Source organism: Leeuwenhoekiella sp. LLG6367-2.1 (assembly GCF_045055775.1).
Lineage (GTDB): Bacteria > Bacteroidota > Bacteroidia > Flavobacteriales > Flavobacteriaceae > Leeuwenhoekiella > Leeuwenhoekiella aequorea.
This window is the reverse complement of sequence record NZ_CP159331.1, coordinates 1,025,153-1,050,713: the sequence shown is the minus strand read 5'-3', so window position 1 is coordinate 1,050,713 and position 25,561 is coordinate 1,025,153. Positions and strand designations below refer to the sequence as shown.

Here is a 25,561-nt window from a genome sequence, read left to right as displayed (position 1 = left end):
AAGCTCAAAGAATTAAGAAGATGATAAAAACAGATATACTTATAATTGGAGCTGGACCTACAGGATTATTTACCGTTTTTGAAGCAGGTTTATTAAAATTGAAGTGTCACATTATCGATGCTCTTGCACAACCTGGCGGACAATTATCAGAGATTTATCCTAAGAAACCTATTTACGATATTCCGGGTTTCCCTGAGGTAATGGCAGGAAAACTTATAGATAATCTTATTGAACAAGGAAAACAGTTTCAACCTGGATTTACTCTAGGTGAACGTGCTGAAACGATAGAAAAGCAAGATGATGGTAGTTTTATTGTAACTACAAATAAAGGCACTCAGCATCATACTAAGGTGGTTGCAATCGCGGGAGGTCTGGGGAGCTTTGAGCCTCGTAAACCCTTAATTCCTAATATTCATGAATTTGAAGATAAGGGTGTTGCTTACATGATTAAGGATCCTGAAGTTTACCGTGATAAGAAAGTTGTTATTGCTGGTGGTGGAGATTCTGCTCTTGACTGGAGTATTTATCTGGCTGATATCGCAAAAGAGGTAACCCTAATTCATCGTCGTAACGAATTTAGAGGTGCATTAGATTCTGTTGAAAAAGTTAGAGAATTAAAGTTACTCGGTAAAATAAACTTAATCACTCCGGGAGAAGTCGTAGGTCTTGCAGGTATTGAAAGACTTGATCAGGTGGTAGTAGAAACTCCAGATGGTGAGGTTACTCTTGAAGCAGATGCATTTATTCCTTTATTTGGTCTTTCACCTAAACTAGGACCTATAGGAGATTGGGGATTAGAAATTGAGAAGAATGCTATAAAAGTTAATAATGCACTGGACTATCAAACAAATATTCCTGGTGTTTTTGCAATAGGTGACGTTAATACGTATCCCGGAAAATTAAAATTAATTCTTTGTGGTTTTCACGAAGCGACTATGATGTGCCAAGCAGCATACCAGATTGTCAATCCTGGTAAGCGCTATGTGATGAAATATACTACTGTAAGTGGTATTGATGGTTTTGATGGTACACGTAAGGAAGCAGAGAAAGCAGTTGTACAAGCGATAGATTAAGAAGCGCTACGCAATTTAGATTTAAGGCTCAGCATTGTATTTTTGGTTAATGGCTTTATTAAAAAGTCAACTACCTGAATATAATTCTGAGCCTTTTGCTTATCTAGCTCACTTGTACTGGAGGTTACGATTACCACCTTTGTGGTATTTTGACTTTGAGTTAAAGAATCAAGAAATTCCCAGCCACTAATTTTTGGCATATTTAAATCTAAGAAAATGATATCTGGCTGATGCTCTTCAAGCTCTACTAATGCTTTTTCAGGTAATGTGTAATCGATAACATCTGTTGCCAGTTGGGTTATTTCAATTAGTTTCTTGTTAATGAAATTCGCCATTTGTTGATCATCTACGAGCATTATTTTAAAAGGATCACTCATCGTTATTCCCTATAGTTTTTCCGTAGTATTCAATTTCTTGTTCACTCTTAGCAACGACATTTTTAAAAATAGCGTCAAGTTCTAATGAAGACTCACATAATTTTGGTAAAATCTCATTGCGTAACCCTTGCTCATCATAATAATCTGCTATTTCAAGAAGACCAAGTATTCTACACAGTGGTTCCCTAAGATTATGTGCATTAAGCCGTGATAACTCTAGGATTTTTTTATTTTTAAAACGCAACTCGCGAGTGCGTAGTTCTATGACATTCTGCTGGTTACTGTTTATCTGCTCAATTTCTTTGTTTTTGAGCGCTATCTGCCCTACGGCCTCTTCAAGTCTTTTGTTTTTGAGAATTATCTCCTGATTTAAACAAATCTGTCTATACTTTGAAGTTAATGTGTCCACAAGTAAATGCAAGATGTCTACATCACTATAACTAAATTGCGTTTGGTCATCAGCAATAAGAGATACGCAAACTTTATAATTTGTATAGGGTAAATACCATCCCCAAAGTTGACCGTTATTTAAAGGAACGTGGTTAATATAACCAGGTAATTCTTCAGATGAGATTGCGTTAGAAAAAGGAATTTGATCCTGAAGCAATTTCTTTTCATAGTCTAAAATATCTTCCTGATTCTTATGAGCCCAGATTTCATTTTTTATAAATGTGTAGCCTGTGACAGTATCTTTGTCGAGAAGGATAATTCTGAATATTTTGAAATTGAAAAGGTACTTTAAATTCCTGCTTACCACAGTACTCAAATCTTCAAGGTTATCAACCCTGCTGAGACTTCCAGAAAATTTAGAAAAGGCCTCGTAGGCAATGCGGTACTTTGCGGCAGCTAGATTCAAAAAAAAAGTATTAGGCTTGAGCTTCCATCAACTCATTGTCAATCTTAATTCCTGCAACATCTGCCAGAGTATTGAGCATATTTACAAGATCTGCTTGAGCCATTAACTCCTGTATTTCTGAATCATCAAAACCAGCCTGACGCAGTTGTTCAAAATCCTGATCGGTAATTTGATCGTGGTTTAAAGCAGCTTTGGTTACAATTTTAATTGCCGTACGATAACTTTCTGGTATTAACGGACTTTCTAAATCATTAGTAACTCTAAAGTTTTCGTTTTCACTAATCATCGCACTCATACTGTCTGCAAAAATACCGTGAGCTTGAGCGCAGTATTCACAGTTACGTTCTTTAGATACGTTATAGATGATTAATTGCTTCAATACATTAGGAATATCTCCCTGCATTAAAGTAGATTTTAACTTAGCCCAATTTCCTTTTAGTAAAAGTGGATTTGCACCCTGACATTTAATCCAGTTGAGTACAAATGGTATTTGTAACGTTCTTTTTGTATCGTCATATATTGCTTTAACTTCTTCTGAAGCCTCTTCATAAGAAACAATTTTAAAGCGGGAATTTGAGAGCGTATTGTTGCTAATCATAGATGGGTAAATGGTTTTATTAAGATAGTGAATTTGGGGTCACAAAATTAGTTTAAAATAGTGCTTATACAATCTTGATTATCAATAAAATGTATAATTTTAGAAAATATTAACTCCTTGTTTCTGACATTTAAACTGCTAAATAACTCTCTTTAGCGCAATTATTATTTCGTTATTTTAATTAATGATGAATATTAGTTGTTTAAAATTTATGTATTCTCAAGTTGTTTTATAATCTTTGCAGCCGAGTTCATTATTTATTTAAGTTATCAAGAAAGGCAGAGGGATTAGACCCATTGAAGCCTTAGCAACCCTCCCCTGGAGAAGGTGCTACGTTCTACTCTTTTGATTAAGGGATAGATAACAAAAAAACAAGCCATTCTGGCTTTCCGTTTTATATTCTTGATACTTTATTTATTGCAGGTCTCTCTATTCAGAGAGCGATTGATCAATGAGCTTTTTTAAAGTTTAAAAAAGTATGAGTCAGAATAAACTATATACCGTTTTACAAGAGAGAATTCTAGTTCTTGATGGTGCCATGGGCACTATGTTACAGCGCTACAAATTTTCAGAAGAAGATTTTCGGGGAGAACGATTTAAAAATTGGGAAAGCCCGGTTCAAGGCAACAATGACTTGCTAAGTTTAACCCAGCCCGAAGCCATCGCAGCTGTACACGCTAAATATTTTGAAGCAGGTGCAGATATTGTAGAGACAAACACCTTTAGCGGTACAACTATAGCCATGGCAGATTATGGGATGGAATCTCTTGTGTATGATTTAAATTATGAATCAGCTAAAATAGCCAAATCAGTAGCAGATAAGTTTACGGCAAGTGAGCCTAACAAACCCCGATTTGTAGCAGGAGCAATGGGACCTACAAATAAGACAGCAAGTATGTCTCCAGATGTGAATGATCCCGGATATAGAGCTATTTCTTTTGATGAATTACGTATAGCCTATAAACAACAAGCCGAAGCACTGGTTGATGGGGGTGTTGATATACTTCTAGTAGAAACCATATTTGATACACTTAACGCTAAAGCTGCTTTATTTGCAATTGAAGAACTAAAAGAAGAACGAGATATTGAAATTCCGGTGATGGTGAGTGGTACGATTACCGATGCTTCAGGGCGTACGTTATCTGGACAAACAGCCGAAGCTTTTTTAATATCTATAGGTCATATGCCACTACTTTCTGTTGGTTTTAATTGTGCTTTAGGAGCAGAGCAGTTAACTCCTTATCTCGAGATCGTTTCTGGTAAGTCTGACTTTGCTATCTCTGCATATCCTAACGCAGGACTACCCAATGCTTTTGGAGAATATGATGAAACAGCAGAAGAGATGGCTTCTCAAATTAAAACATACCTAGACAAACAACTTGTTAATATAGTGGGTGGCTGTTGTGGTACCACTCCAGAGCATATACGAGCAATTGCCAATCTGGTAAAAGATTATAAACCCAGACCACTTCCGGCTTTTGCAAAACGTGAAGCAGCATTATAATATATCCTATGATTAATACACCAGAAGCAACGGATAATATTGAGTTTAGACCATTAAAACTAAGTGGTCTCGAACCCTTGATTATTACTCCCGAAAGCAATTTTGTGAATGTAGGAGAACGTACAAATGTTGCTGGATCTCGTAAGTTTTTACGTCTTATAAATGAAGAGAAGTTTGATGAAGCTCTGGCTATTGCAAGAGAGCAGGTAGATAATGGAGCTCAAATCATTGATGTTAATATGGACGATGGTCTTATTGACGGAAAGAAAGCAATGGTGACGTTTCTAAATTTAATTGCTGCAGAGCCAGACATTTCAAGAGTTCCTATTATGATAGATAGCTCAAAGTGGGATATTATTGAAGCAGGTCTACAAGTTGTGCAAGGAAAGTGCGTTGTTAATTCAATAAGCTTAAAAGAAGGAGAATCCGAATTTATAGCACATGCAAAAAAGATTAAGCGCTATGGTGCTGCAGTAGTAGTTATGGCATTTGACGAGGTGGGACAGGCAGATAATTATGATAGACGCCTAGAAATAACAAAACGCAGTTATGATATTTTAGTAAACAAGGTTAATTTTCCTCCAGAAGATATCATTTTTGATCTTAATATTTTTCCCGTCGCTACGGGAATGGACGAGCATAAACTCAACGCCATAGATTTTATAGAGGCTACACGCTGGGTGAAGAATAATCTGCCTTATGCAAGTGTGAGTGGTGGTGTAAGTAATGTATCCTTTAGTTTTAGAGGAAATGATACGGTGCGTGAAGCTATGCACTCGGTATTTTTATATCACGCAATAAAAGCAGGAATGAATATCGGTATTGTAAATCCGTCTATGCTGGAGATTTATGATGATATTCCTAAAGAATTACTTACTCACGTTGAAGATGTTATTTTAAACAGAAGGGATGATGCAACAGAGCGACTTTTAGATTTTGCGGAAAGTGTAAAGGGAACTTCAAAAGAGAAATTTGTTGATCTTGCCTGGCGAGAAGAACCACTGCAAAATAGAATTACTCGAGCATTAGTTAAGGGGATAGACGCGTATATTCTTGAAGATATTGAGGAGGCACGATTGACATCAGAAAAACCGCTACACGTCATAGAAGGACATTTAATGACCGGAATGAACGTTGTGGGAGATTTATTTGGAAGCGGAAAGATGTTTCTTCCGCAGGTTGTAAAGTCTGCACGGGTGATGAAAAAAGCAGTTGCTTATTTACTGCCGTATATCGAAGAAGAAAAACTTAAAAATCCGCCGCCAGCAGATGAGAAAGCAAAATCTAATCTGGTATTGATGGCAACCGTGAAAGGGGATGTACACGACATAGGGAAAAATATTGTGAGCGTCGTTTTAGCGTGTAATAACTACGAGATAATAGATATGGGCGTGATGGTGCCTCCAGAGAAAATTATCGCAACGGCAAAAGAGCGTAACGTAGATATTATAGGTCTTAGTGGTTTAATTACGCCTTCTCTGGACGAGATGGTATTTTTGGCTAAAGAAATGAAGAGACAGAATTTTACGGTACCGCTTTTAATAGGTGGTGCAACGACGAGTAAAGCGCACACAGCCGTAAAAATCGATCCCGAATACCCTGAAGCTGTGGTGCATGTTAATGATGCATCCAGAGCGGTAACTGTAGTTGGAGATTTACTGAATCCCGAATCCAGATTAAAGTATAAATCTGACATTAAAGAAGATTATGCACTTTTTAGAACACGCTTTCTTACCCGCGGAAAAAAACGTGACTTTCTAAGTATAGAGCAAGCCAGAGCTAACAAATGGAAACTTAACTGGGATAATTTTGAAGCTTATAAACCTAATGATTTAGGTATACAGGTAGTAGAAGAATTTGATCTCAATAAGCTTGTGGATTATGTTGACTGGTCTCCATTTTTTAGAAGTTGGGATCTGCACGGTAAATACCCAGAAATTCTTGATGATGAGGTGGTGGGCGCACAAGCACAAGAACTTTTTGCAGATGCTAAGAAGATATTAGAAAAAATTCTAAGCGAGAAGTTGCTCACTGCTAAAGCTGTTTTTGGTCTTTTTAAAGCAAATACAATAAATGACGATGATATTGAGATTGTCACATCAAATTTAAGCGGAGAGCAACAAGAGTTTATTTTTAGAACCCTGCGTCAACAAAGTAAAAAAGCATCGGGTAAACCCAATATTGCACTTTCAGATTTTATAGCTCCAAAAGAAACCGGCAAGCAAGAGTATATGGGATGCTTTTGTGTAACGGCTGGTTTTGGAACACAAGAGTTAGCTGCAAAATATGAAGCAGAGCACGATGATTATAACAGCATTATGGTAAAAGCACTGGCAGATCGTTTTGCAGAGGCTTTTGCAGAATATCTACATAAAGAAGTACGTACTAAACACTGGGGATATGCTAGTGAGGAGGCGTTGAGCAATGCCGAATTAATTAAGGAACAATACAAAGGTATACGGCCTGCCCCGGGATATCCTGCGTGCCCAGATCACTTAGAAAAACTCACGATTTGGGATGTTCTAGATGTTCATAAAAATATAGGCGTAGAGCTTACCGAAAGTTTGGCTATGTGGCCTGCAGCTTCGGTAAGTGGTTATTATTTTGCAAATCCTGAAGCACGTTATTTTGGCTTAGGAAAAATTAAAATGGATCAGGTTAAAGATTTTGCAGAGCGGAAAAATATTGAAGTAAGAATGGCAGAAAAATGGTTAAATCCTAATATTTCTGACGATTAGAATGCGCTAGGGATTGAGCTCTTGCCGGAGCTCGTTGAAGCGGGAGCGAATACAGCGACGAGCGAAAGCCCGACCCAACGGGTAGCGCCCAAAAAATAAAATAATTGTTCAATTAAAAATACCTGAGAAATTCTGTAAAACGAATTAGGGAATATTATGAAAATTACAGAACACATTAAAGCAGCAAATGGAAAAACCTTATTCTCTTTTGAATTAATTCCACCTCGTAAGGGTAAAAGTATCCAGGAGCTTTATAATAACATCGATCCATTAATGGAATTTAAGCCTCCATTTATTGATGTAACTACGTCTCGTGAAGAATATATTTATATAGAAAAAGATGGTCTTTTAGATAAGAAAGTAACGCGTATGCGTCCTGGTACTTTAGGTATTTGCGCTTCTATTAAGCATAAATATAATGTAGATACCGTTCCACATGTACTGTGTGGTGGCTTTACAAAAGAGGAGACCGAATATTTGCTTGTAGACTGCCATTTCTTAGGAATTCATAATGTTATGGCTTTACGCGGTGATGCAATGAAAGAGCAGCAATATTTTGAAGCTACAGATGGTGGTCACGAGTATGCGCTAGGACTTGTAGAGCAGATTGCAGAAATGAATAAAGGGCGTTACTTAAACAATGTTGTTGAAACTTCAGACTGTTCTAATTTCTGTATAGGTGTTGCTGGTTATCCTGAAAAACACCTAGAAGCTCCATCTTTAAAAACAGATTTGAAGCGACTGATTCAAAAAGTAGAAGCAGGTGCAGATTATGTGGTTACACAGATGTTTTTTGATAATAAAAAGTATTTTGAATTTGTAGATCTAGTACGGGCAGAGGGTATAGATATCCCTATAATTCCAGGAATTAAACCTATTGCTGTCAAGCGTCACCTTCAATTATTACCGCAGGTTTTTAAAATTGATCTTCCGCAGGATTTGATAGATGCAGTAGACGATTGCAAGTCAAATACAGAGGTGAGACAAGTAGGGATTGAATGGGCGATACAACAATCTAAAGAGCTTATGGATGGCGGCGCTCCTGTACTTCATTACTATTCTATGGGTAAAAGTGATAATGTACATGCAATTGCTTCTGCACTTTTTTAAGTGACTCCAGATCTTAAATAAATGCATACTTTTGCCGACATTCTATTTTTCAATGAAATATAAATTACTGTTTTTGTTAGTATGTTCTTTTTCGGCATTTAGCCAGGAGATAGAGCAGAAACCCTATAGTTTAGATGCCAATTTTTTTTACGGTACAATTTTACAGCACAATAAAGATCTAGCTCATTTAATTACAGGACATCCTACCGGTGTTATTTTAAGCTACAACCGCAGAACATATGGTTTTAATGACTGGGAAGCGCGTTACAATTATCCTGATTACGGTTTTTCTTTTATAGCTCAAGATCAAAAAAATGAATTTTTAGGAGAGAATTACGGTTTATACGGTCATTTTAATTTTTATGCACTTAATAGAAAATTAATGTTGCGTGTAGGTCAAGGGGTGGCAGTCACTACAAAACCTTTTGATATTGATAAGAATTTCAGGAATAATGCATACGGCTCTACATTGTTGAGTTCGACTTATATTATGATGAACTACAAGCAGCCTAACATCATAGATAAAATAGGATTGCAAACAGGGATTTCCTTAATTCATTATTCTAATGCCAATGTGAAATCTCCTAATGCAAGTACAAATTCGTTTACATTTAACCTAGGTCTTAACTATCAGTTGTCTGATGAAGAGGCGTTTCCTGGATATATTCCAAAAGTAAAAAGCAGGTATTCTGAACCTATTAAGTGGAATCTTGTTTTACGAAGTGGGGTAAATGAGAGCGATTATATAGGCCTTGGACAGCAACCTTTTTTAATAGTTTCCTCGTTTATTGATAAAAGAGTGTCGCATAAAAGCACTTTACAACTGGGAGTAGATCTTTTTTTGAGTCCGTTTTTGAAAGATCAAATAGAGTACGAGAGTATTGCGTTGAAGCAATATAATACGCAGGGAGATGAAGATTGGAAACGTGTAGGGGTGTTTGCCGGTCATGAGCTGCGTCTTAATAAAAATGCTTTTGTCACTCAGCTAGGTTATTATGCGTATTACGATTATGATTTTGAAGGAAGAGTTTATTTTAGAGGTGGTTTAAAGCGTTATTTTACTCCAAAGATATTTGGGGCTGTCACCTTAAAATCTCACGGTGCTAAAGCTGAAGCCGTAGAATTTGGAATAGGTATTAGACCTTAATTTAATAATAAACAGTCCACTTCTTAAATTTCTGAGATTTAAAATCTTTTAGAAGATAGGTTAAACTATCTGCCAGTTTCTTTTTATTTTTTATAAGTAAAACGTTGTTAGTGTCCTTCATAAGAGACTTAAAACGTTCTAGCTGCCCTGATTCATTTATAGGCAAATAATTTTCTTTCCATTTTTGAGTTGTCTCAAATCGTATGTCTCGTTGCGCTTCAAAATTAGAATCGTAAATAGTTATTACTTGTTCTCCAAGATAAAATGGAGCAGAGGAAAGTAGATTATCATAAACCAGCACTTTATAATCTTCATTAGTGCGCTGCTTGTTAATAAACGTATATTCTGGTTTTAGAGCATTAATAATAAAGCTATTTTGACTACTAAAAGCGGTATAAATAAGTACAAGAAAACAGAGCGTCCCTGTGATTAAATAAAGAGATTGTGTAGTAGGATTAGCTTTAAATCTATAAATCATAACATATCCAAATGCCAGAATACCCAATAATAAGCTGATTGAAGATAACCAACTGAAATCCAATTGAGGAATAAAAGGAAAAACTAATACAGCTACCAGCAGGATAGAAAGTGATACTATGAATACGTAGTAATACTCTATTTTATCTGTACGGGAATGATTAATAAAAATGCTTCCGAAGTACATAGCCAAAAATGGATATAAAGGGAGTATGTATAAAAGCAGCTTTGAAGAAAATAAAGAGAATGTAATTAATATCGAAAGTGCTGTAAAGCCTGCGACTTTTGACGGTTTATCAACTTGTAAGGTTTTTCTTTTTTTGCAAATAGTGATAACCACAGGCACAATCCAGGGTAATGCTAGAGCAGGTGCAATAAGAGCATAAAACCAAAAAGGTTTTGCTCTGTGAAAAGTTTCAGCATTTATACTTCGATTTATAATCTGTTCCTGAACAAAGTAATCCCACAGTTCGGGTTTATGGTAAATTATTAGCGCAAACCAAGATCCCGAAACGATAACTAAGGTAATTAGCCCCAGAACGGAATGTATTGAAAAGGCAGGTTTTTCTTTATTAATGATTTTGTAGCAGATCACAAATAGCATAACAGGTAAGAAAGCTACAGGCCCTTTTGTCAAAAATGCCAATCCTAATACTATATAAAAAAGATAAAGCCGTATTTTCTTTTCCTTAAGTTTAAACTGAAGCCAGAAATATATACTCCAAATTATAAAAGTGTTTAAGTAAATATCTGTGGTGAGGTTACGTGCTGCGATAAGAACAATAGGAAAACTAAAATATATAAGTGCTGAAGCTATGGCTACCTTTTCATCTTTAAACCATAGCAATACTATTTTATATATAAGTATAATTTGAAGCAGGAGTGCTACGCTTAGGAAGAAGCGAGCACCATATTCATTAAAGCCAAAAATTTTATACCCTATGGCTGTAATCGCATAGGTAATAGGTGGCTTGTGATAATGCCCTATATTAAGTAAAGAAGGATGAAGATAATTATTGCTTATGGCCATCTCTCTGCCTATCTCGGCATATCTGGCTTCACTACTTTCAGTAAGTCCCCAACTTCCTTGATCCAAATTTAAAACGCAAAATAGTATAAGAAGAATAAGGTAAAATGACTTTTTCAAAATCGTATTTTAAGATGCCTCAAAATTGTAATTTTTTATCGGTTTTACTAAAAAAGAGATTGATAAATTCGGGAGATACGATTTTAGCACACTTGTACATTTGATAAAATTTAGGCTACCTACTGCATTTAGCGTAATTTGCCGCACGATAAAATTAAAGACACATTTTATCTTAAAAGTTTTAGTTATGAGATTTTTCATTGGGCTCTTGGTTTTAGTACTTGTTTCCTGCGGTTCAGATAATATAGGTGACTGTTTTGATTCACAAGGTGATATTGTAGAAGTTACTTACGAGTTACCCGCATTTACTCGATTACGAAGTGAAACTGATGTCATTGTCTATTTAAAACAAGGTCCTGTTCAAAAAGTGGTTTTGAAAACAGGAGAAAATATGCTGAGTGATGCCCAAATAGAAGTAATTGACGGCGACCTTCTAAGACTTAAAAACAATAAGCGATGTAATCTTGTACGAGACTACGAGAATTTTGTAGTGTTTGTGACAACTCCTAACCTTACTGAAATACGTAATGCGTCTGGTCAAGATATCATAGGAGAGGGAGTGCTTGAGTTTCCTTCTTTAACCTTAGTTAGTGATACATCTTTTGATTCTGAAGGTGGTCCTGCACAAAAAAGCGGTAATTTTCACTTAGAGGTAGAATCTACAAATATGGTAATACGCGCTAATGGTAAAAGTGTTTTCTACCTAAGCGGAAGCACTCAAAATTTAAATGCAAATTTTGCCAATGAAGGTCCTAGATTAGAATCTAGAGATTTATTGATTCAAAATTTTGTGTTCTCTCAAACATCTGCAAATAAAATGATTGTTAATCCGCAGGCCAGTATTAAAGGAAGTATTTTTGGTACAGGAGATGTTATTTCTGTCAACAGACCACCTGTTGTTGAGGTAGAAGAACTTTACACCGGCCGTCTTATTTTTGAAGACTAACTTCACTTTATGAAACACATTTTATTGGGTTGCTTATGTATATTTACTTTAGGGCTTCAAGCTCAGGATTTTGATTTTACAGGAGAGAAAAAACCCATTACTTTAGATGCTTCTTATTTCTACGGAACAATTCTAGAACACAATCCAGATATAAATCACCTCATCACTGGGCATCCTACTGGAATGATTTTAAGTTACAACCATAAAACATATGGTTTTAATGAATGGGAGCGTCGCTATAATTACCCCGATTATGGTTTTTCAATGATTTACCAAGATTTAGATAATGAGTTTCTGGGAGAAAATCTGAGTCTTTACGGTCATTTTAATTTCTATTTCCTAAACCGAAATGCCTATTTTAGAATAGGACAAGGTGTGGCATTAGCTGGAAAGCCCTATGATGCCGAAACCAATTACCAAAATAACGCATACGGCACAAGATTGTTGAGTTCGACTTATATAGCGCTTCAATATAATAAGCAAAATATATATAAAGGTTTTGGTGTAAATGCGGGATTTACCGTGGTTCATTATAGTAATGCTAATTTACGAGCGCCAAATAACAGTACAAATACGTTTGCTTTTAATGTGGGAGCAAACTACAATTTAGATCACGAGGAATTTCCGGAGTACATCCCTGAGGGAGAACGCACAAAATATACAGAACCTGTTCATTACAACTTGGTACTTAGAGGAGGTGTCAATGAAAGTGACATTATAGGACAAGGTAGATTTCCGTTTTTTGTTGTTTCGGCATTTGCAGACAAACGTATTAATCACAAGAGTACTTTAGTGGCAGGTACAGATGTATTTTTTGCTTATTTTTTCAAGGAGCTTATAAAGTTGCAAGCTGCCTCTTTTCCAGAGCTTGAAGTAGACGGCGATGAAGATTGGAAACGTGTAGGTTTGTTTGTAGGTCACGAGTTGCGCTTTAATAAAATAGCATTTGTATCTCACTTAGGCTACTATATTTATTATCCTTATGAATTTGAGAATCGTTTATATAATCGACTGGGACTAAAGCGCTATTTTTCTGAAGATGTGTTTGCCTCTGTTACTGTAAAAGCTCACGGTGCAAAAGCAGAAGGTGTCGAATTTAGTGTAGGATATCGATTTTAAACTAACTAGGTGCAACTTAGGTATTTCGGTCTAAAATTGTATTTTCACAGTTAATACATGATGGTGAAATTAAGACTTCTTTTAGCGTTTGTTTTGTGCTTCACAAGCTGTAAAGATCTGGAAACTCAGAAAGTTTCTTCAGATGAATTAGTGCAGGAAGAGCTCAAAACAATTAAAATGAATGAGGTAGAAGAATACCCTTCTTTTGCCATTTGTGATTCGCTTAAAAATCAAGAATTACGATATCAATGCTTTAAAACACAATTAGCACTTAATTTCCAACGCCAGCTTTCAAATAAACCTATCATTGTAGAAACTGAATTAAATGATACAATCTGGCTGTATCTTAGTATAAGTGAAGTAGGGGATTTAAAGATAGAGCGTGTAGAAATCCCAGATACAATTGCACTACAACTTCCTGAACTAGAACTTTGGCTAAAGGATAGTTTAGACTCGTTACCTCGAATTACACCTGCTAATAAGCGCAGTATCCCTGTAAAGACAGCATTTAAAATGCCTGTTTTAGTTAAAGTAGATTAGTCTTTACTTCTTAAAGGATCTACCCTTCCATTCAAATTTCCCAAACTGACTCCAAACTGCAATATAGAGGGTGAAAAAAGGATGTAAAAAAAGCACAACAAAATAATATTTTAAGGGTTCAGTTTGTTTAAAAAGTCTTGCAGTTAAATAGATTAGACAAAAGTCTATGAATAATTTTATTAGGACTATATACCCAATGTCTTTCAGAAAAAACAGACTTGCGATACTGGCAATATTTCCTGTTAATACAAGAAGAGAAGTGCCTATTGCCAAGACACTTGTATAAGCCGATGCTTTTGATGCCCAGCGCTTACGTTGCTGTGAGAGTTGGCTAAATGTAGTTTGTGCGTTTGAGTAAACTAAGGCATCCTTACTTTTCATATAAACAACAGAATCTACGCTGCGATCTGCAAATTTCTGAAGGAGAAACAAATCATCTCCACTCGCAATGTGATTGGTGTTTTGATAACCATTAAGTTTTAAAAATTCGTGTTTTGAGAAAGCCAGGTTTGCGCCATTGCACATAAATGGTTTGTTGAGACCAAAACTTCCTATCGTGGCCCCCTGTAAACTTAAAAAGTCTAATTGCTGAAACACATTAAGAAATCCTTGTTGCGAAAATAATGTTACTGGTCCCGCTATAAATTTTATTAATGGTTGCTTAGCCTTAAAGTCGATTGCATGTAACCAATTTTGAGGAATGCTACAATCTGCATCTGTGGTAACAATCCAGTCAAAAGCAGATAAGGAAATGCCTTTGGTAAGTGCATCTTTCTTGGGTGATCCTGAAAAGCGTACACTATCTACTACTTTTAAATTTAGAGAATGACATTCTTTAAAATTTTGAATAACCTGTAGTGATTGATCGCTCGAGTCATCATTAATTAGCAGAATCTCGTATAAAGACTTCGGGTAATCGAGAGCAAAAAGAGAATTGAGAAGTCGCTCCAGATTTTCAGCTTCATTTCTAAATGGGATTACTATAGTGAACCCAGTAGAAGGTTTGTTATCTATGTTTTGTTCTGAAACCTTATATGTAGGGAGGATTAAAAATCCGTAGCAGAAGAATGCTATAAGAATAACATAGAGGATTAGGCAAGCTTCTAGAAGGATCACGCTTATTATGTTTAGCTTTGTGTTTGCTTCAAAGATGTAAAAAAATAAGTTTGAAATCAGAAAAAATCATTTTAGGTATCGATCCGGGAACCACAATTATGGGGTTTGGTCTTATACGCGTAGTAAATAAGAAAATGGAGTTTATGCAACTCAACGAATTGATGTTAAAAAAGTATGATGATCCTTACGTTAAACTCAAACTTATATTTGAACGTACTATAGAATTAATAGACACTTATCATCCTGATGAGATGGCTCTTGAAGCTCCGTTTTTTGGTAAAAATGTGCAATCGATGCTAAAGCTGGGACGAGCTCAGGGAGTTGCTATGGCTGCTGGATTGTCACGACAGATACCGGTAACCGAATATTTACCTAAAAAGATTAAAATGGCAATTACCGGTAATGGAAATGCCAGTAAAGAGCAAGTAGCAAAAATGCTTCAGAGTTTGCTAGGTCTTAAAACACTGCCTAAAAATCTGGATAGTACAGATGGTCTCGCAGCAGCTGTTTGTCATCATTTTAATTCAGGTCGAGTTGAGGTTGGTAAAAGTTACACAGGTTGGGATGCTTTTGTAAAGCAAAATGAAAAACGTGTGGTTTCTGCTAAACCGGCAAAAGGTCTTTAATACTTATGTATGGATAAAGTTTTTGTAAATGAAACAGGTAACGCAACTCCTGAGTCTAAGCAGTTAGGGCTCTACATTCATATACCCTTTTGCAAACAGGCGTGTCATTATTGTGATTTTCATTTTTCTACTTCATTAGGCAAAAAGAAGGAACTTGTTGATGCTCTTTGTAAAGAACTCGTTTTGAGAAAAGATGAAATTGCAGGAGTCGTACAAACTATATACTTTGGAGGTGGTACTCCTAGTTTATTAAATGCTGAAGAGCTAGAACAAATCTTCACAACAATAGCAGCTAATTTTAATATAGGAAAGAATCCTGAAATTACGCTAGAGGCAAATCCAGATGATTTAACCGAAGAAAAATTAGTGATCTTTGCTAATTCAAAAATCAACCGACTAAGCATAGGTGTGCAGTCCTTTTTTGAAGAAGATTTAAAGTTGATGAATCGTGCACATAACGCGACTGAAGCCGTAAAATCGCTTGAACTTGCAAAAAAATACTTCGATAATATTTCAATAGATCTCATTTATGGTATGCCAGAAATGAGTGACGACCGCTGGAAAAAAAATCTAGATCAGGCTATTGCTCTAGATATTCCTCACATCTCCAGCTATGCGCTTACCGTAGAGCCTAATACTGCACTTTATAAGTTTATTGAAAAAGGAGTTGTCAAACCCGTAGATGACGCTGTAGCTCAAGCTCATTTTGAAATTTTAATCGATCGTATGCAGCTGGAAGGTTTCGAGAATTATGAATTTTCAAATTTTGGAAGACAAGGTTATTTCTCTCAGAACAACACGGCTTATTGGACCGGGAAATCGTATTTAGGTATAGGACCTTCTGCACACAGTTATGATGGTTCTGTGCGTAGTTGGAACATAAATAACAACCCAAAGTATATAGAGGAAATTCAGTCTAATAAATTACCTATCGAGCGCGAATCATTATCAGTTACAGATAAATATAACGAGTATGTAATGACTGGTTTGCGTACCATTTGGGGTATTTCTCTTGATCACATTAAAATAAACTTCGGAATAAAATATAAGGAGTATGCAGTAGAGCAGGCAAAAAAACACATTGAAGCGCATTTATTATTTGTTGATGGGGAGCGTATACTCGTTACAAAAAAAGGGAAATTTTTGAGCGATGGTTTGGCAAGTGACTTGTTTTTAATTAACCTTTCCTAACTTTATTGGAAACTTATAAGTAGTACTATTTATTCAGAACATATGCGGGCAAAAGTAGAAATCGATAATAGAGAATATGCGGTAGATTTTTCAAAACCCATAGACATAAGCATTCCGTTAGTAAACGGAGCAATAAATCCTGTTGCATGGTATCTGGATGCTCCTAAAATAGAACCTGTAAAAGAAGGAAAATGGATAGCTGCCGTAGCGCAGGGAGCTGTTGTTAATTTTAATAATATTTATTTTAACCCACATGGACATGGAACGCATACCGAATGTGTGGGTCACATAACCGAAAAAGTTCACAGCATTAATCAAAGTTTAAAGACCTTTATGTTTAGTGCAGAAGTGATCACTTTAATTCCAGAAGCTCAGGGAGAAGATCTTGTTTTTACAAAAATGCAAGTGGCAAAAACTCTTGGCAGCAAACGACCTCAAGCCTTAGTGCTGCGTACCTTGCCCAATACGTCTAGTAAAAAAAGCAGAAAATGGTCAAATACAAACTGGCCTTATCTTCTAGATGAAGCGGTAGGTTATCTTAGAGAATGTGGGATTAAGCACTTGCTTTTAGACTTGCCTAGTGTAGATAGAGAAAAAGATGAAGGGGCACTCGCTTCTCATAAGGCATTTTGGGATGTAAATGGAACGTTGCGAATGGATGCAACAATCACAGAGATGATTTTTGTGCCGCACACCGTGTCTGATGGTTCCTACTTGCTTAACCTGCAGATAGCATCTTTTGAAAATGACGCAGCACCTAGTAAACCGGTATTATATGCTTTGGAATAATGAATAATTTCACTAGAGATTAAAGACGTTCAAATAGTCTAAAATAGGTTTTAAGAAAATGCGTCTAAGCTAAATTACAAACTAGCCTTATCTTTGTTTTTATGGAATATTTATTCATTGGATTAGCTTTAGGAAGTGTAATCGCCTATTTCGTTTTTAATCGCTTTAATAAAGGTCAGCGTAAGCAGGATGCCCAGCAACAGTCGGTTGTTTTGATGGAAAAGATACGCAACGTCTGTAAATTCATAACAGTTGAGGGTGATTTTTCAGAAATCTATCATTACCAAAATGTAAAAGATAAGTGGTTAAATCTTTTTCTCGGAAGTAAAAAAGCGCTCGTGCTTATAGATGCCAAAGCATATATTGGTTTTGATCTTACCAAAATTAAAATGCATCCAGATATTCCAAACAGGACGATTATATTAACAGACTTTCCACAACCCGAATTATTAAGTATAGAAACAGATTTTAAGTACTATGATAAAAAGGAAGGTTGGGCAAATCCATTTACTTCAACAGATTTAACTGAAATTAATAGAGAAGCAAAACAGCAAATAGTAGATAAAGTACCGCAAAGCGGACTTTTTGCTGAGGCATCAAAGCAAGCTTTAAGTACTGTTGCCTTAATGGAAAACCTAGTGCAAACCATAGGGTGGAAGCTCGACTACAATGCGCTTCAGAATTCCGTAGAGCAACCTAAAATAGCATCAAAAAATGAATACTAGAAAATGGAGTGTGCAACTCGCTGATGAAGCAGGTATTGCCACCCTCAATAAACTGGCTCATATTATATGGCCAATTACATTTAAAGATATTTTAAAGCCGGCGCAAATAAGCTATATGCTTGAGTTGATGTATAGCATAGATTCTTTAAAACAGCAGCAGGAGCAAGGCTGCAGACTCTATATCCTTTCTGCAGACGATGAGCCTATAGGTTACTTGTCTTTAGAGCACGAGACAGGAACTTCTCGCCTACAAAAAACAGATCTGACAAAAGTGCATAAGATTTATGTATTACCTGCCTACCACGGTACCGGAGCAGGGAGATTTCTTATGGATTTTGCTCTGGATGAAGCACGACGATATAAAAGCTCTGGAGTTTTTTTAAATGTTAATCGATATAATAAAGCAACAGGTTTTTATGAGCATTACGGTTTTAATATCGCGTATAGCGAGGATATAAACATTGGCGATGGCTACCTGATGGAAGACTATGTAATGTATCATCCTTTTATTTAATAAATGCTGAATGAGGATGGATATAGAAAGCTATCGCGAATATTGCATCAATAAAAAAGGTGCATCAGAGACATTTCCATTTGATGAGGATACGCTTGTCTTTAAGGTTATGGGCAAGATGTTTGCCTTAAGTAGTCTCACCAGTTGGGAAGAAGGTCAACCACGGATTAACTTAAAATGTGACCCAGAAAAAGCATTGCAATTACGTACAGATTACCCGGATAGTATTTTCCCGGGATATCATATGAGTAAAGTGCACTGGAACACAATTGTAATGAATGGAGAACTAAACCCAAAACAGTTAAAAGAATTTATAGATGATAGCTACACGCTAATCATTAGCAGTCTAAGCAAAAAGCTTAGAGAAGAATTAAAAAGTAGTGATTAGGGGCTTAGTTATCTTGATTATATAGATATTAATAACGAGCTGCCAGAACGCAAAATAATTAATAAAAAATCTTGAAGCTGTGATTTGTACAAGCTTCCAAACCTATGCAAAATCCTAGAGAATCATATTTGGACCTCATAGAAACCTATACAGGTGAATTAGAAAAAATAAAATCAAAATTAATGCAAAGCAGCATGTTGAGGCTTGCAATATTTCTTGCAGCAGCATTTGCAATATATTTTTTCTGGTCTAATTCACAAATAGTAATTGGAATAGTAATAGCAGTGATAATCTTGTTTCTAATTCTAGTTTCAAGACACTCTAATCTTCAATATAAGCGTGACTTTTTTCAGCAATTAATTCAGATTAATGAAACCGAATTAAAAGTTTTAGATAGGCAATTTCACGATCTCCCAGATGGGGAGAATCATAAGAATCCACAACATCCATTTAGTCTTGATATTGATTTATTTGGTCGGGGCTCTTTTTATCAATATATCAACAGAAGCGGCTTAAAAAGTGGCGAACGGAAGTTGGTAGAACTACTTACTGCAAATAGTATATCTAATATAGAGCAAAAACAAAAGGCCATACGCGAACTTGCAGATAATCTAGAGTGGCGCCAAAATTATCTGGCCACTGCAGCTCTGGTAAAAACTACTACATCTTCAGAATCAATTATCAAGTGGTTGAAAAATTATACTGGCTTTGCACCACGTATGATGAAGTGGTTGCCTAACCTTTTTTCGGCCGTATCTCTGGTATTATTTATTTTAATGTATTTCGATTTTATACCAGAAAGTGTATTGATAGGGTGGTTTTTTCTAGGTCTTATTATCACCGGTATTTATGTAAAAAAAGTAAACAGCTTATGGGATAATTCGGGCAAAGCACAATCTACATTTGAGCAGTATTATAAATTGATGCTTCTTTTAGAAAAACAGGAGTTTAAATCAGAATACCTAAAAGCGCAACAGCAGAAGATTAAATCTGAGAAAGCTAATGCATCTGGAGTTATTAAGCAGTTTTCAAAAATGCTGGGAACGTTAGATCAGCGTTCTAATTTACTGGTAGGAACTTTTATGAATGCGTTTTTTTTATCAGATCTAAGACAAGTATATAAGATAGAACAATGGATAAAAACAAATGCAGATAAGGTAGAAGAATGGTTTGATGTTATTGCCTTCTTTGACTCTCAAAACAGTCTGGGAAATTTTAGTTTCAATCATCCACAATACACATATGCAAAAATCACAAATACGGGGACGACTTTTAAAGCAACTGGTTTAGCACATCCGCTATTAGACCCTAAAAAAGCTGTTACAAATGATTTTGAAATTGATAACAAGCAATTCTTTATCATCACAGGAGCTAATATGGCAGGCAAGAGTACCTTTTTACGCACCGTATCTCTAAGTATCGTAATGAGCAATGTGGGGCTTCCAATATGTGCAGATTCTGTAACATATACTCCCATAAAATTGATAACAAGTATGCGCACCAGCGATTCACTTACCGATGATGAATCCTATTTCTTTTCAGAATTAAAGAGGCTTCAATTCATAGTAAATGCAATTAAAAGCGATACCTACTTTATCATTCTAGATGAAATTTTAAAAGGAACAAACAGCACCGATAAAGCTATAGGCTCCCGTAAATTTATCGAAAAGCTTGTAGGCTCGCATTCTACAGGTATAATTGCAACTCATGATCTTAGTCTTTGCGAGGCAGCAGATGATCTGGATCAGGTAAAAAACTATTACTTTGATGCGCAGATTAAAGATGACGAACTATTTTTTGATTATACGTTTAAGAAGGGTATTTGTCAAAATATGAATGCTTCTTTTCTCCTTCGGAAGATGAATATTATAGACGCTTAATATGGATTCATTAACTCAAATTGTTTTAGGTGCTGCAGTGGGTGAGGCGGTTCTAGGGAAAAAAGTGGGGAATAAAGCCATGCTTTATGGAGCAATTGCAGGTACGATTCCAGATCTAGATACGATCGTAGGTGAATTTCTCGATCCCTTGACAGCTATTGAGATTCATAGGGGAATTAGTCATTCTATAGTCTTTAGCCTGTTAATGGCACCCATATTGGGGTGGATTGTAGCAAAAATTCACAGAAAAGAAATAGCTACCTGGCAAAATTGGTCTTGGTTGTTTTTCTGGGGTTTAGTAACGCATCCATTGCTTGATGCGCACACAACTTGGGGAACTCAGTTGTTTTGGCCATTTGATTTGCGACTCGCTTATCAAAATATTTTTGTGATAGATCCGCTTTATACAGTGCCTTTTCTATTTTTTTTAATCTTGGCTTTACGGCTCCCTAAAACATCAGAAAAACGCAGAAAGTGGAACCGCCTCGGTCTTATTGTAAGTACGTCTTATATGGTTCTCACCTTACTATTAAAATGGATAAGTTTTGGCAAGTTTGAGCAGGCTTTAGCAGATCAAAATATACAATATGCAGAGTTAGATACACGGCCTGCAGCTTTCAATACCATACTATGGTATGCTAATATTGATGCCGGAGACAAGTATCTTTTAGCAGATTATTCTTTTTTTGATACACAACCCATAACATTTAGAGAAGTACCTAAAAACCACAATTTGCTTGGAGAACTTGCAGCATCTAAAACCGTAAAACGTCTTGCAAAGATTGCCGAAAACTGGTATGCCATCGAAGTGAGAAATGGAGATTTTTACTTTAATGATTTACGTTTTGGAACTTATGATCTGGAAGCGAAAGATTTAAAGTTTGTATTCAGCTATAAATTGATTCCAAACTCAAACGGAGCACTCAAAATACAAGAAGCAGAGCGCGATCCGGAGGCTATGAAAGAAGTCTTAACCGGTCTCTGGTCTAGAATATGGGGAAATTAAAATTGCGAGAACTTAAAATAAATACATACAATTATGCACTACAAATTATCTGAAATCACATCAAAAGAAATAATGCCGGGATATAACGGTAAACTGGTTCATACACAAAACACATCGTTGGCTTTTTGGGAAGTACAAGAAGGTGCTGAGGTTCCTGAGCATAGTCATATGAATGAACAAATCATGCATGTTATAGAAGGTGAATTTGAATTTACTTTAGACGGAGAAACAAAGGTGTATTATTCTGGAGATATCGTAGTGATTGCTCCACATTTAAAGCATAGCGGTAAGGCTCTTACTCCTTGTAAACTTCTGGATGTATTTAGTCCTACCCGAGAAGAATACAGATAAGGTTTAAAATTTATTCTAGAAATTTTGATAAGTAGATAAGCAATTAAAACGACCAGATCATGAATATAGATTTAAGCGGTAAAAAGGCACTAGTAGGTGGGAGTACTTCCGGAATAGGAAAAGCAATTGCATTACAATTAGCAGCGAGTGGCGCTAGTGTAACGCTGATGTCTAGATCTAAAGAAAAGCTAGAAGCTGTAAAGGAACAATTGCCATTAATTAAAGGTCAACATCACCAGATTTTAGTTGTAGATTTTACAGACTTTGAGTCGTATAAAAATATTATCACAAAATACTTTGAGAATAATCACATAGATATTCTGGTAAATAATACACAAGGTCCTGCCTCTGGGACTGCATTAGATAAAGAGGTTTCAGATTATCAGCAGGCTTTTGATTTGTTATTCAAAACCGTTGTTTTAACCACAGAATTAGCTTTAAACGGAATGCGCAACGCACAATGGGGTCGTGTGATTAATGTAGCTTCGGTGTCTGTAAAAGAACCTTTATCGTATTTAGTTTTGTCTAATAGCATACGAGCTGCAGTTGTTACCTGGGCAAAAAGTCTCGCTTCAGAAGTAGGTCAAGACCAAATCACAGTAAACAGTATTCTCACCGGGTATTTTGATACCGAACGTATCACATCGCTCAATGCACAAAAAGCCCAGGAACAAGGTGTTTCAGAAGAGGAAGTCTTAAAACAAATGGAAGCAAAAGTACCGGTACGCCGTATCGGTAAACCGGAGGAATATGGCTTTTTAGTTTCCTTTTTAGCTTCAGAGCAGGCTTCTTATATCACAGGAACGCAAATTCCTATAGACGGTGGTTTACTAAGTAGCTTGTAAATAAATAGAATATTAAACCCGAGAGCTGTTAATACGTACTTAGCTGCTAGGATTAGAGTTTAGCTAACTGCTTTTTTTCAATCCACGAAATATTAGATTTTGTAAAAAGTAAATTAGTTTCGCTTTTATGAAAACGCGCTTTTGAATTAGTAAAATCAAGAGTGTAGTTTTCATTTAAGTCTGTAGATTCGGTAGTAAAAAAGATATACTTACCTTCTTGTCGCCACGTTCCTTTACCATACTGGTTTTCTTCCTTGCAAATTTTACAAATAAGTTTTCGGTAAAAATGAAATTCAAATCTACCGGCAGGATTAAGTGTTAACTCATAAACGATTACTCCACCATCATCAATATTAATAATTTGATTGTAGTTTCCTGAAAAATTTTGAGCTTGAGCACAATAGCTCATGAAGATGAAAGCAACATAAAGGAAGTAGTTCATAGTAGAAGTTTAAAAATCAGCATCAAAAAGTATTCCAATTAGGCAACACGTTTTTTATAGGCTCGCGGACTTATACCTTTTTGTTTTTTGAAATAACGATTAAAATTAGAAACCGAATTAAAACCACAACTGTAAGCGATAGTTGCGATAGCCTCTTGATCTCCAGTAGTGCGTAGCATTTGACAAGCGTGTTCTATACGCAACTCGAGCAAAAACTGATTGAAGGTTTTATTAGTTCGTTCTTTAAAAAACCTACAGAAAGCAGTTGGACTCATTACGGCGATCTCAGAAATTTCTGAAAGGCTAATGCGTTCTCTAAAATGAGTTAAGCAATAATCAAATACGGTGCTCATACGCTGCCCTTCAGTATCTGTATAGTTGGAGTTTTTAGTAAAATTAGAAAGGAGTTCTTTTTTAGCGTTATTTAAATGATAAAGCAAACGCATAAAACCCATAAAACGTTTGAGGTTAGCATTATTTTTTATGATTAGAAACTCTTTCAATAATCGATCGTTACTGTCTAAAACCTTAAACCCCGAGGCAGCCTTTTTAAAGAAAGAATTAAAATCTTTTAACTCTTCAGTTTCAAAAAAAGAAGTGCCGAAACCTTCCCGGTTAAAAAATACAGTAAGCATATGTGAAAGGTGCTCGGCATTTGCATCGCTTCTAAATACGTGAGGCAAGTTTCCGCCAAAAACTAAAATATCACCCGTGTTAAAGCGAGATATAGTATCGCCTACAAGCAGTTTACCACTGCCAGAAACAATATAACTTATCTGTATTTCGGGATGTTGATGTAATTGATCGTAAAACGAGGGTTCAAGATCTTCTTGAAAGATGAGCGCGTTATTATCCGATTTGGGTATTTTAAAAGGTAAAACTTTCAATTCGTAATATTTGACGTGAAATTCTGTTAAAAATGAGTAATTAGGTTAATATATGCAAACTTCTGGCTAAAAACTACAAAATCAATTCTTAGAAAGGCTGTTACTTTTGTTTAAGTAACAAACATCAGAAACTATGCAAATTAATTGGGAAGGCGTGATGCCGGCAGTAACCACAAAGTTTACAGCAGACGATAAATTAGATCTTGATTTATTTGAAATTAATATTAAAGCACAACTTGACGCCGGTGTGCACGGTATTGTTCTAGGTGGTACGCTTGGTGAAGCAAGTACATTAACAGACGAAGAAAAGAGCATCTTAACACGTAAAACTGTAGAGATCGTAGCTGGCAGTGTTCCCGTGATGATGAATATTGCCGAGCAAACTACAAAAGGAGCAATTGCAGCAGCAGCTCAGGCAAAAAAAGATGGTGCAAATGGTTTAATGATGTTGCCTCCTATGCGCTACAAAGCAAATGATGCAGAAACTGTGGCTTATTTTAAAGCAGTTGCGCAAAGTACTAGCTTGCCTATAATGGTTTATAATAATCCTATAGATTACAAGATAGAAGTAACACTTGATATGTTTGAAGACTTACTACAAGAAGCAAATATTGTTGCTGTTAAAGAGTCTACCCGCGATATTTCTAATGTAACGCGAATTAAAAATCGTTTTGGTGATCGTTTAAAAATTATGACCGGTGTAGATACACTGGCTCTTGAGAGTTTATTGATGGGAGCAGACGGCTGGGTTGCCGGCTTGGTTTGTGCATTTCCGGCAGAGACGGTTGCTATTTATGAATTGCAAAAAGCAGGACGTATTGCAGAAGCCTTAGAAATTTACCGATGGTTTTTGCCGCTTTTAGAATTAGATATAGATGCCCAACTCGTGCAAAATATTAAACTTGCTGAAGTGCATACAAATATAGGTTCTGAACACGTGCGTGCACCGCGTCTTCCTTTATCTGGAGCACGCCGTGAAGAAGTACTTAATATTATTAGGCTTGGGTTAGCGAGCCGGCCTAAATTGCCAGATTACAAAAATTTAAGTACAAGTGCTTCTGTATAACAATTGCGTAACCTAAATTGGTAAACAAATGAATTTGAAGTAAATGGCATAATTTTATGATTAGCTATTAAAACTGTAAAACCGAGAGGTTCTGAACTGAAAT

The 25,561-nt window shown here is 36.0% G+C and carries 26 protein-coding genes and 1 riboswitch; of the genes, 19 read left to right on the top strand and 7 right to left on the bottom strand.

Translation table 11 applies throughout. The features are described from left to right. Positions 1 to 20 precede the first annotated feature (20 nt). On the top strand, positions 21 to 1,073 hold the full coding sequence (locus ABVM53_RS04805) for an NAD(P)/FAD-dependent oxidoreductase (RefSeq protein ID WP_405330067.1): 1,053 nt from the start codon (positions 21 to 23) through the stop codon (positions 1,071 to 1,073). On the opposite strand, the gene ABVM53_RS04800 is transcribed toward ABVM53_RS04805, so the two are convergent. The 3 genes from ABVM53_RS04800 to ABVM53_RS04790 are packed head-to-tail and all read right to left on the bottom strand — an operon-like array spanning position 1,070 to position 2,904. Continuing rightward, on the bottom strand, positions 1,070 to 1,450 hold the full coding sequence (locus ABVM53_RS04800; protein ID WP_405330064.1) for a response regulator: 381 nt from the start codon (positions 1,448 to 1,450) through the stop codon (positions 1,070 to 1,072). The genes ABVM53_RS04805 and ABVM53_RS04800 overlap by 4 nt on opposite strands. Continuing rightward, positions 1,443 to 2,306, bottom strand: coding sequence for a hypothetical protein (locus tag ABVM53_RS04795; RefSeq protein WP_405330061.1), 864 nt, complete (start codon positions 2,304 to 2,306; stop codon positions 1,443 to 1,445). The genes ABVM53_RS04800 and ABVM53_RS04795 overlap by 8 nt, the downstream gene beginning before the upstream one ends. Positions 2,307 to 2,316: 10 nt before the next feature. Beyond that, positions 2,317 to 2,904, bottom strand: coding sequence for a carboxymuconolactone decarboxylase family protein (locus ABVM53_RS04790; RefSeq protein WP_405330058.1), 588 nt, complete (start codon positions 2,902 to 2,904; stop codon positions 2,317 to 2,319). Positions 2,905 to 3,167: 263 nt separating this feature from the next. Continuing rightward, positions 3,168 to 3,271, top strand: a riboswitch (SAM riboswitch). A gap of 111 nt (positions 3,272 to 3,382) precedes the next feature. Here ABVM53_RS04790 and ABVM53_RS04785 point away from each other — a divergent pair. The 4 genes from ABVM53_RS04785 to ABVM53_RS04770 all read left to right on the top strand — a co-directional run bounded on the left by ABVM53_RS04785 (position 3,383) and on the right by ABVM53_RS04770 (position 9,403). After that, positions 3,383 to 4,408 (top strand): homocysteine S-methyltransferase family protein, encoded by a 1,026-nt coding sequence (locus tag ABVM53_RS04785; RefSeq protein ID WP_405330056.1) that lies wholly within the window; start codon positions 3,383 to 3,385, stop codon positions 4,406 to 4,408. Between the two features lie 8 nt (positions 4,409 to 4,416). After that, positions 4,417 to 7,146 carry a methionine synthase gene (gene metH, locus ABVM53_RS04780; protein WP_405330053.1) on the top strand — a complete coding sequence of 910 codons (2,730 nt, stop codon included), beginning with the start codon at positions 4,417 to 4,419 and terminating at the stop codon, positions 7,144 to 7,146. Between the two features lie 156 nt (positions 7,147 to 7,302). Further along, a complete protein-coding gene (gene metF, locus ABVM53_RS04775) occupies positions 7,303 to 8,256 on the top strand; it encodes a methylenetetrahydrofolate reductase [NAD(P)H] (RefSeq protein ID WP_128758175.1) in 954 nt (317 codons plus the stop codon). A 52-nt stretch (positions 8,257 to 8,308) separates the two neighbouring features. Further along, a complete protein-coding gene (locus tag ABVM53_RS04770; protein ID WP_405330049.1) occupies positions 8,309 to 9,403 on the top strand; it encodes an acyloxyacyl hydrolase in 1,095 nt (364 codons plus the stop codon). A gap of 1 nt (position 9,404) precedes the next feature. On the opposite strand, the gene ABVM53_RS04765 is transcribed toward ABVM53_RS04770, so the two are convergent. Beyond that, entirely contained in the window at positions 9,405 to 11,027 is a 1,623-nt protein-coding gene (locus tag ABVM53_RS04765; protein WP_405330046.1) for an ArnT family glycosyltransferase, read from the bottom strand. A 187-nt stretch (positions 11,028 to 11,214) separates the two neighbouring features. On the opposite strand from ABVM53_RS04765, the gene ABVM53_RS04760 reads away from it, so the two are divergent. From ABVM53_RS04760 to ABVM53_RS04750, 3 genes are read left to right on the top strand one after another with little or no spacing between them, the layout of a single operon-like run. Next, positions 11,215 to 11,973, top strand: a complete 759-nt coding sequence (locus ABVM53_RS04760) for a head GIN domain-containing protein (RefSeq protein WP_405330043.1) — start codon at positions 11,215 to 11,217, stop codon at positions 11,971 to 11,973. A 9-nt stretch (positions 11,974 to 11,982) separates the two neighbouring features. Continuing rightward, positions 11,983 to 13,092, top strand: a complete 1,110-nt coding sequence (locus tag ABVM53_RS04755) for an acyloxyacyl hydrolase (protein ID WP_405330040.1) — start codon at positions 11,983 to 11,985, stop codon at positions 13,090 to 13,092. 60 nt (positions 13,093 to 13,152) lie between these two features. Then, complete coding sequence (locus ABVM53_RS04750; RefSeq protein ID WP_405330037.1) at positions 13,153 to 13,632, top strand: hypothetical protein; 480 nt, start codon at positions 13,153 to 13,155, stop codon at positions 13,630 to 13,632. 3 nt (positions 13,633 to 13,635) lie between these two features. Here ABVM53_RS04750 and ABVM53_RS04745 read toward each other — a convergent pair whose 3' ends face one another. After that, the gene (locus ABVM53_RS04745; RefSeq protein WP_405330034.1) at positions 13,636 to 14,748 is read right to left on the bottom strand and encodes a glycosyltransferase; all 1,113 of its coding nucleotides are present in this window, start codon (positions 14,746 to 14,748) and stop codon (positions 13,636 to 13,638) included. A 50-nt stretch (positions 14,749 to 14,798) separates the two neighbouring features. On the opposite strand from ABVM53_RS04745, the gene ruvC reads away from it, so the two are divergent. The 10 genes from ruvC (at position 14,799) to ABVM53_RS04695 (ending at position 23,063) form a co-directional block, all read left to right on the top strand. Further along, positions 14,799 to 15,374, top strand: coding sequence for a crossover junction endodeoxyribonuclease RuvC (gene ruvC / locus ABVM53_RS04740; protein WP_128758182.1), 576 nt, complete (start codon positions 14,799 to 14,801; stop codon positions 15,372 to 15,374). A 9-nt stretch (positions 15,375 to 15,383) separates the two neighbouring features. Next, complete coding sequence (gene hemW, locus ABVM53_RS04735; RefSeq protein ID WP_405330030.1) at positions 15,384 to 16,565, top strand: radical SAM family heme chaperone HemW; 1,182 nt, start codon at positions 15,384 to 15,386, stop codon at positions 16,563 to 16,565. A 42-nt stretch (positions 16,566 to 16,607) separates the two neighbouring features. Further along, positions 16,608 to 17,354, top strand: a complete 747-nt coding sequence (locus ABVM53_RS04730; protein WP_405330027.1) for a cyclase family protein — start codon at positions 16,608 to 16,610, stop codon at positions 17,352 to 17,354. 101 nt (positions 17,355 to 17,455) lie between these two features. Then, positions 17,456 to 18,079: a DUF4230 domain-containing protein gene (locus tag ABVM53_RS04725; protein WP_371457676.1), complete on the top strand. Its 624-nt coding sequence runs from the start codon at positions 17,456 to 17,458 to the stop codon at positions 18,077 to 18,079. Next, entirely contained in the window at positions 18,069 to 18,593 is a 525-nt protein-coding gene (locus tag ABVM53_RS04720) for a GNAT family N-acetyltransferase (protein WP_405330024.1), read from the top strand. Before ABVM53_RS04725 ends, ABVM53_RS04720 begins: the two co-directional genes overlap by 11 nt. 16 nt (positions 18,594 to 18,609) lie before the next feature. Continuing rightward, positions 18,610 to 18,981, top strand: coding sequence for an MmcQ/YjbR family DNA-binding protein (locus ABVM53_RS04715; RefSeq protein ID WP_405330022.1), 372 nt, complete (start codon positions 18,610 to 18,612; stop codon positions 18,979 to 18,981). A 104-nt stretch (positions 18,982 to 19,085) separates the two neighbouring features. Further along, positions 19,086 to 20,861 carry a MutS-related protein gene (locus ABVM53_RS04710; protein WP_405330019.1) on the top strand — a complete coding sequence of 592 codons (1,776 nt, stop codon included), beginning with the start codon at positions 19,086 to 19,088 and terminating at the stop codon, positions 20,859 to 20,861. Position 20,862: 1 nt separating this feature from the next. Next, complete coding sequence (locus ABVM53_RS04705) at positions 20,863 to 21,867, top strand: metal-dependent hydrolase (RefSeq protein ID WP_405330016.1); 1,005 nt, start codon at positions 20,863 to 20,865, stop codon at positions 21,865 to 21,867. 33 nt (positions 21,868 to 21,900) lie between these two features. Next, complete coding sequence (locus ABVM53_RS04700; RefSeq protein WP_405330013.1) at positions 21,901 to 22,218, top strand: cupin domain-containing protein; 318 nt, start codon at positions 21,901 to 21,903, stop codon at positions 22,216 to 22,218. A gap of 59 nt (positions 22,219 to 22,277) precedes the next feature. Further along, positions 22,278 to 23,063: an SDR family oxidoreductase gene (locus ABVM53_RS04695; protein WP_405330010.1), complete on the top strand. Its 786-nt coding sequence runs from the start codon at positions 22,278 to 22,280 to the stop codon at positions 23,061 to 23,063. A gap of 52 nt (positions 23,064 to 23,115) precedes the next feature. Here the strand turns inward: ABVM53_RS04695 and ABVM53_RS04690 are convergent, their stop codons facing one another. Continuing rightward, a complete protein-coding gene (locus ABVM53_RS04690) occupies positions 23,116 to 23,505 on the bottom strand; it encodes a hypothetical protein (protein WP_405330007.1) in 390 nt (129 codons plus the stop codon). A 38-nt stretch (positions 23,506 to 23,543) separates the two neighbouring features. After that, positions 23,544 to 24,392: an AraC family transcriptional regulator gene (locus ABVM53_RS04685; RefSeq protein WP_405330004.1), complete on the bottom strand. Its 849-nt coding sequence runs from the start codon at positions 24,390 to 24,392 to the stop codon at positions 23,544 to 23,546. 133 nt (positions 24,393 to 24,525) lie between these two features. Here ABVM53_RS04685 and ABVM53_RS04680 point away from each other — a divergent pair, with 133 nt between their 5' ends. Then, positions 24,526 to 25,458: a dihydrodipicolinate synthase family protein gene (locus tag ABVM53_RS04680; RefSeq protein WP_405330001.1), complete on the top strand. Its 933-nt coding sequence runs from the start codon at positions 24,526 to 24,528 to the stop codon at positions 25,456 to 25,458. The last annotated feature ends 103 nt before the right edge of the window (positions 25,459 to 25,561 follow it).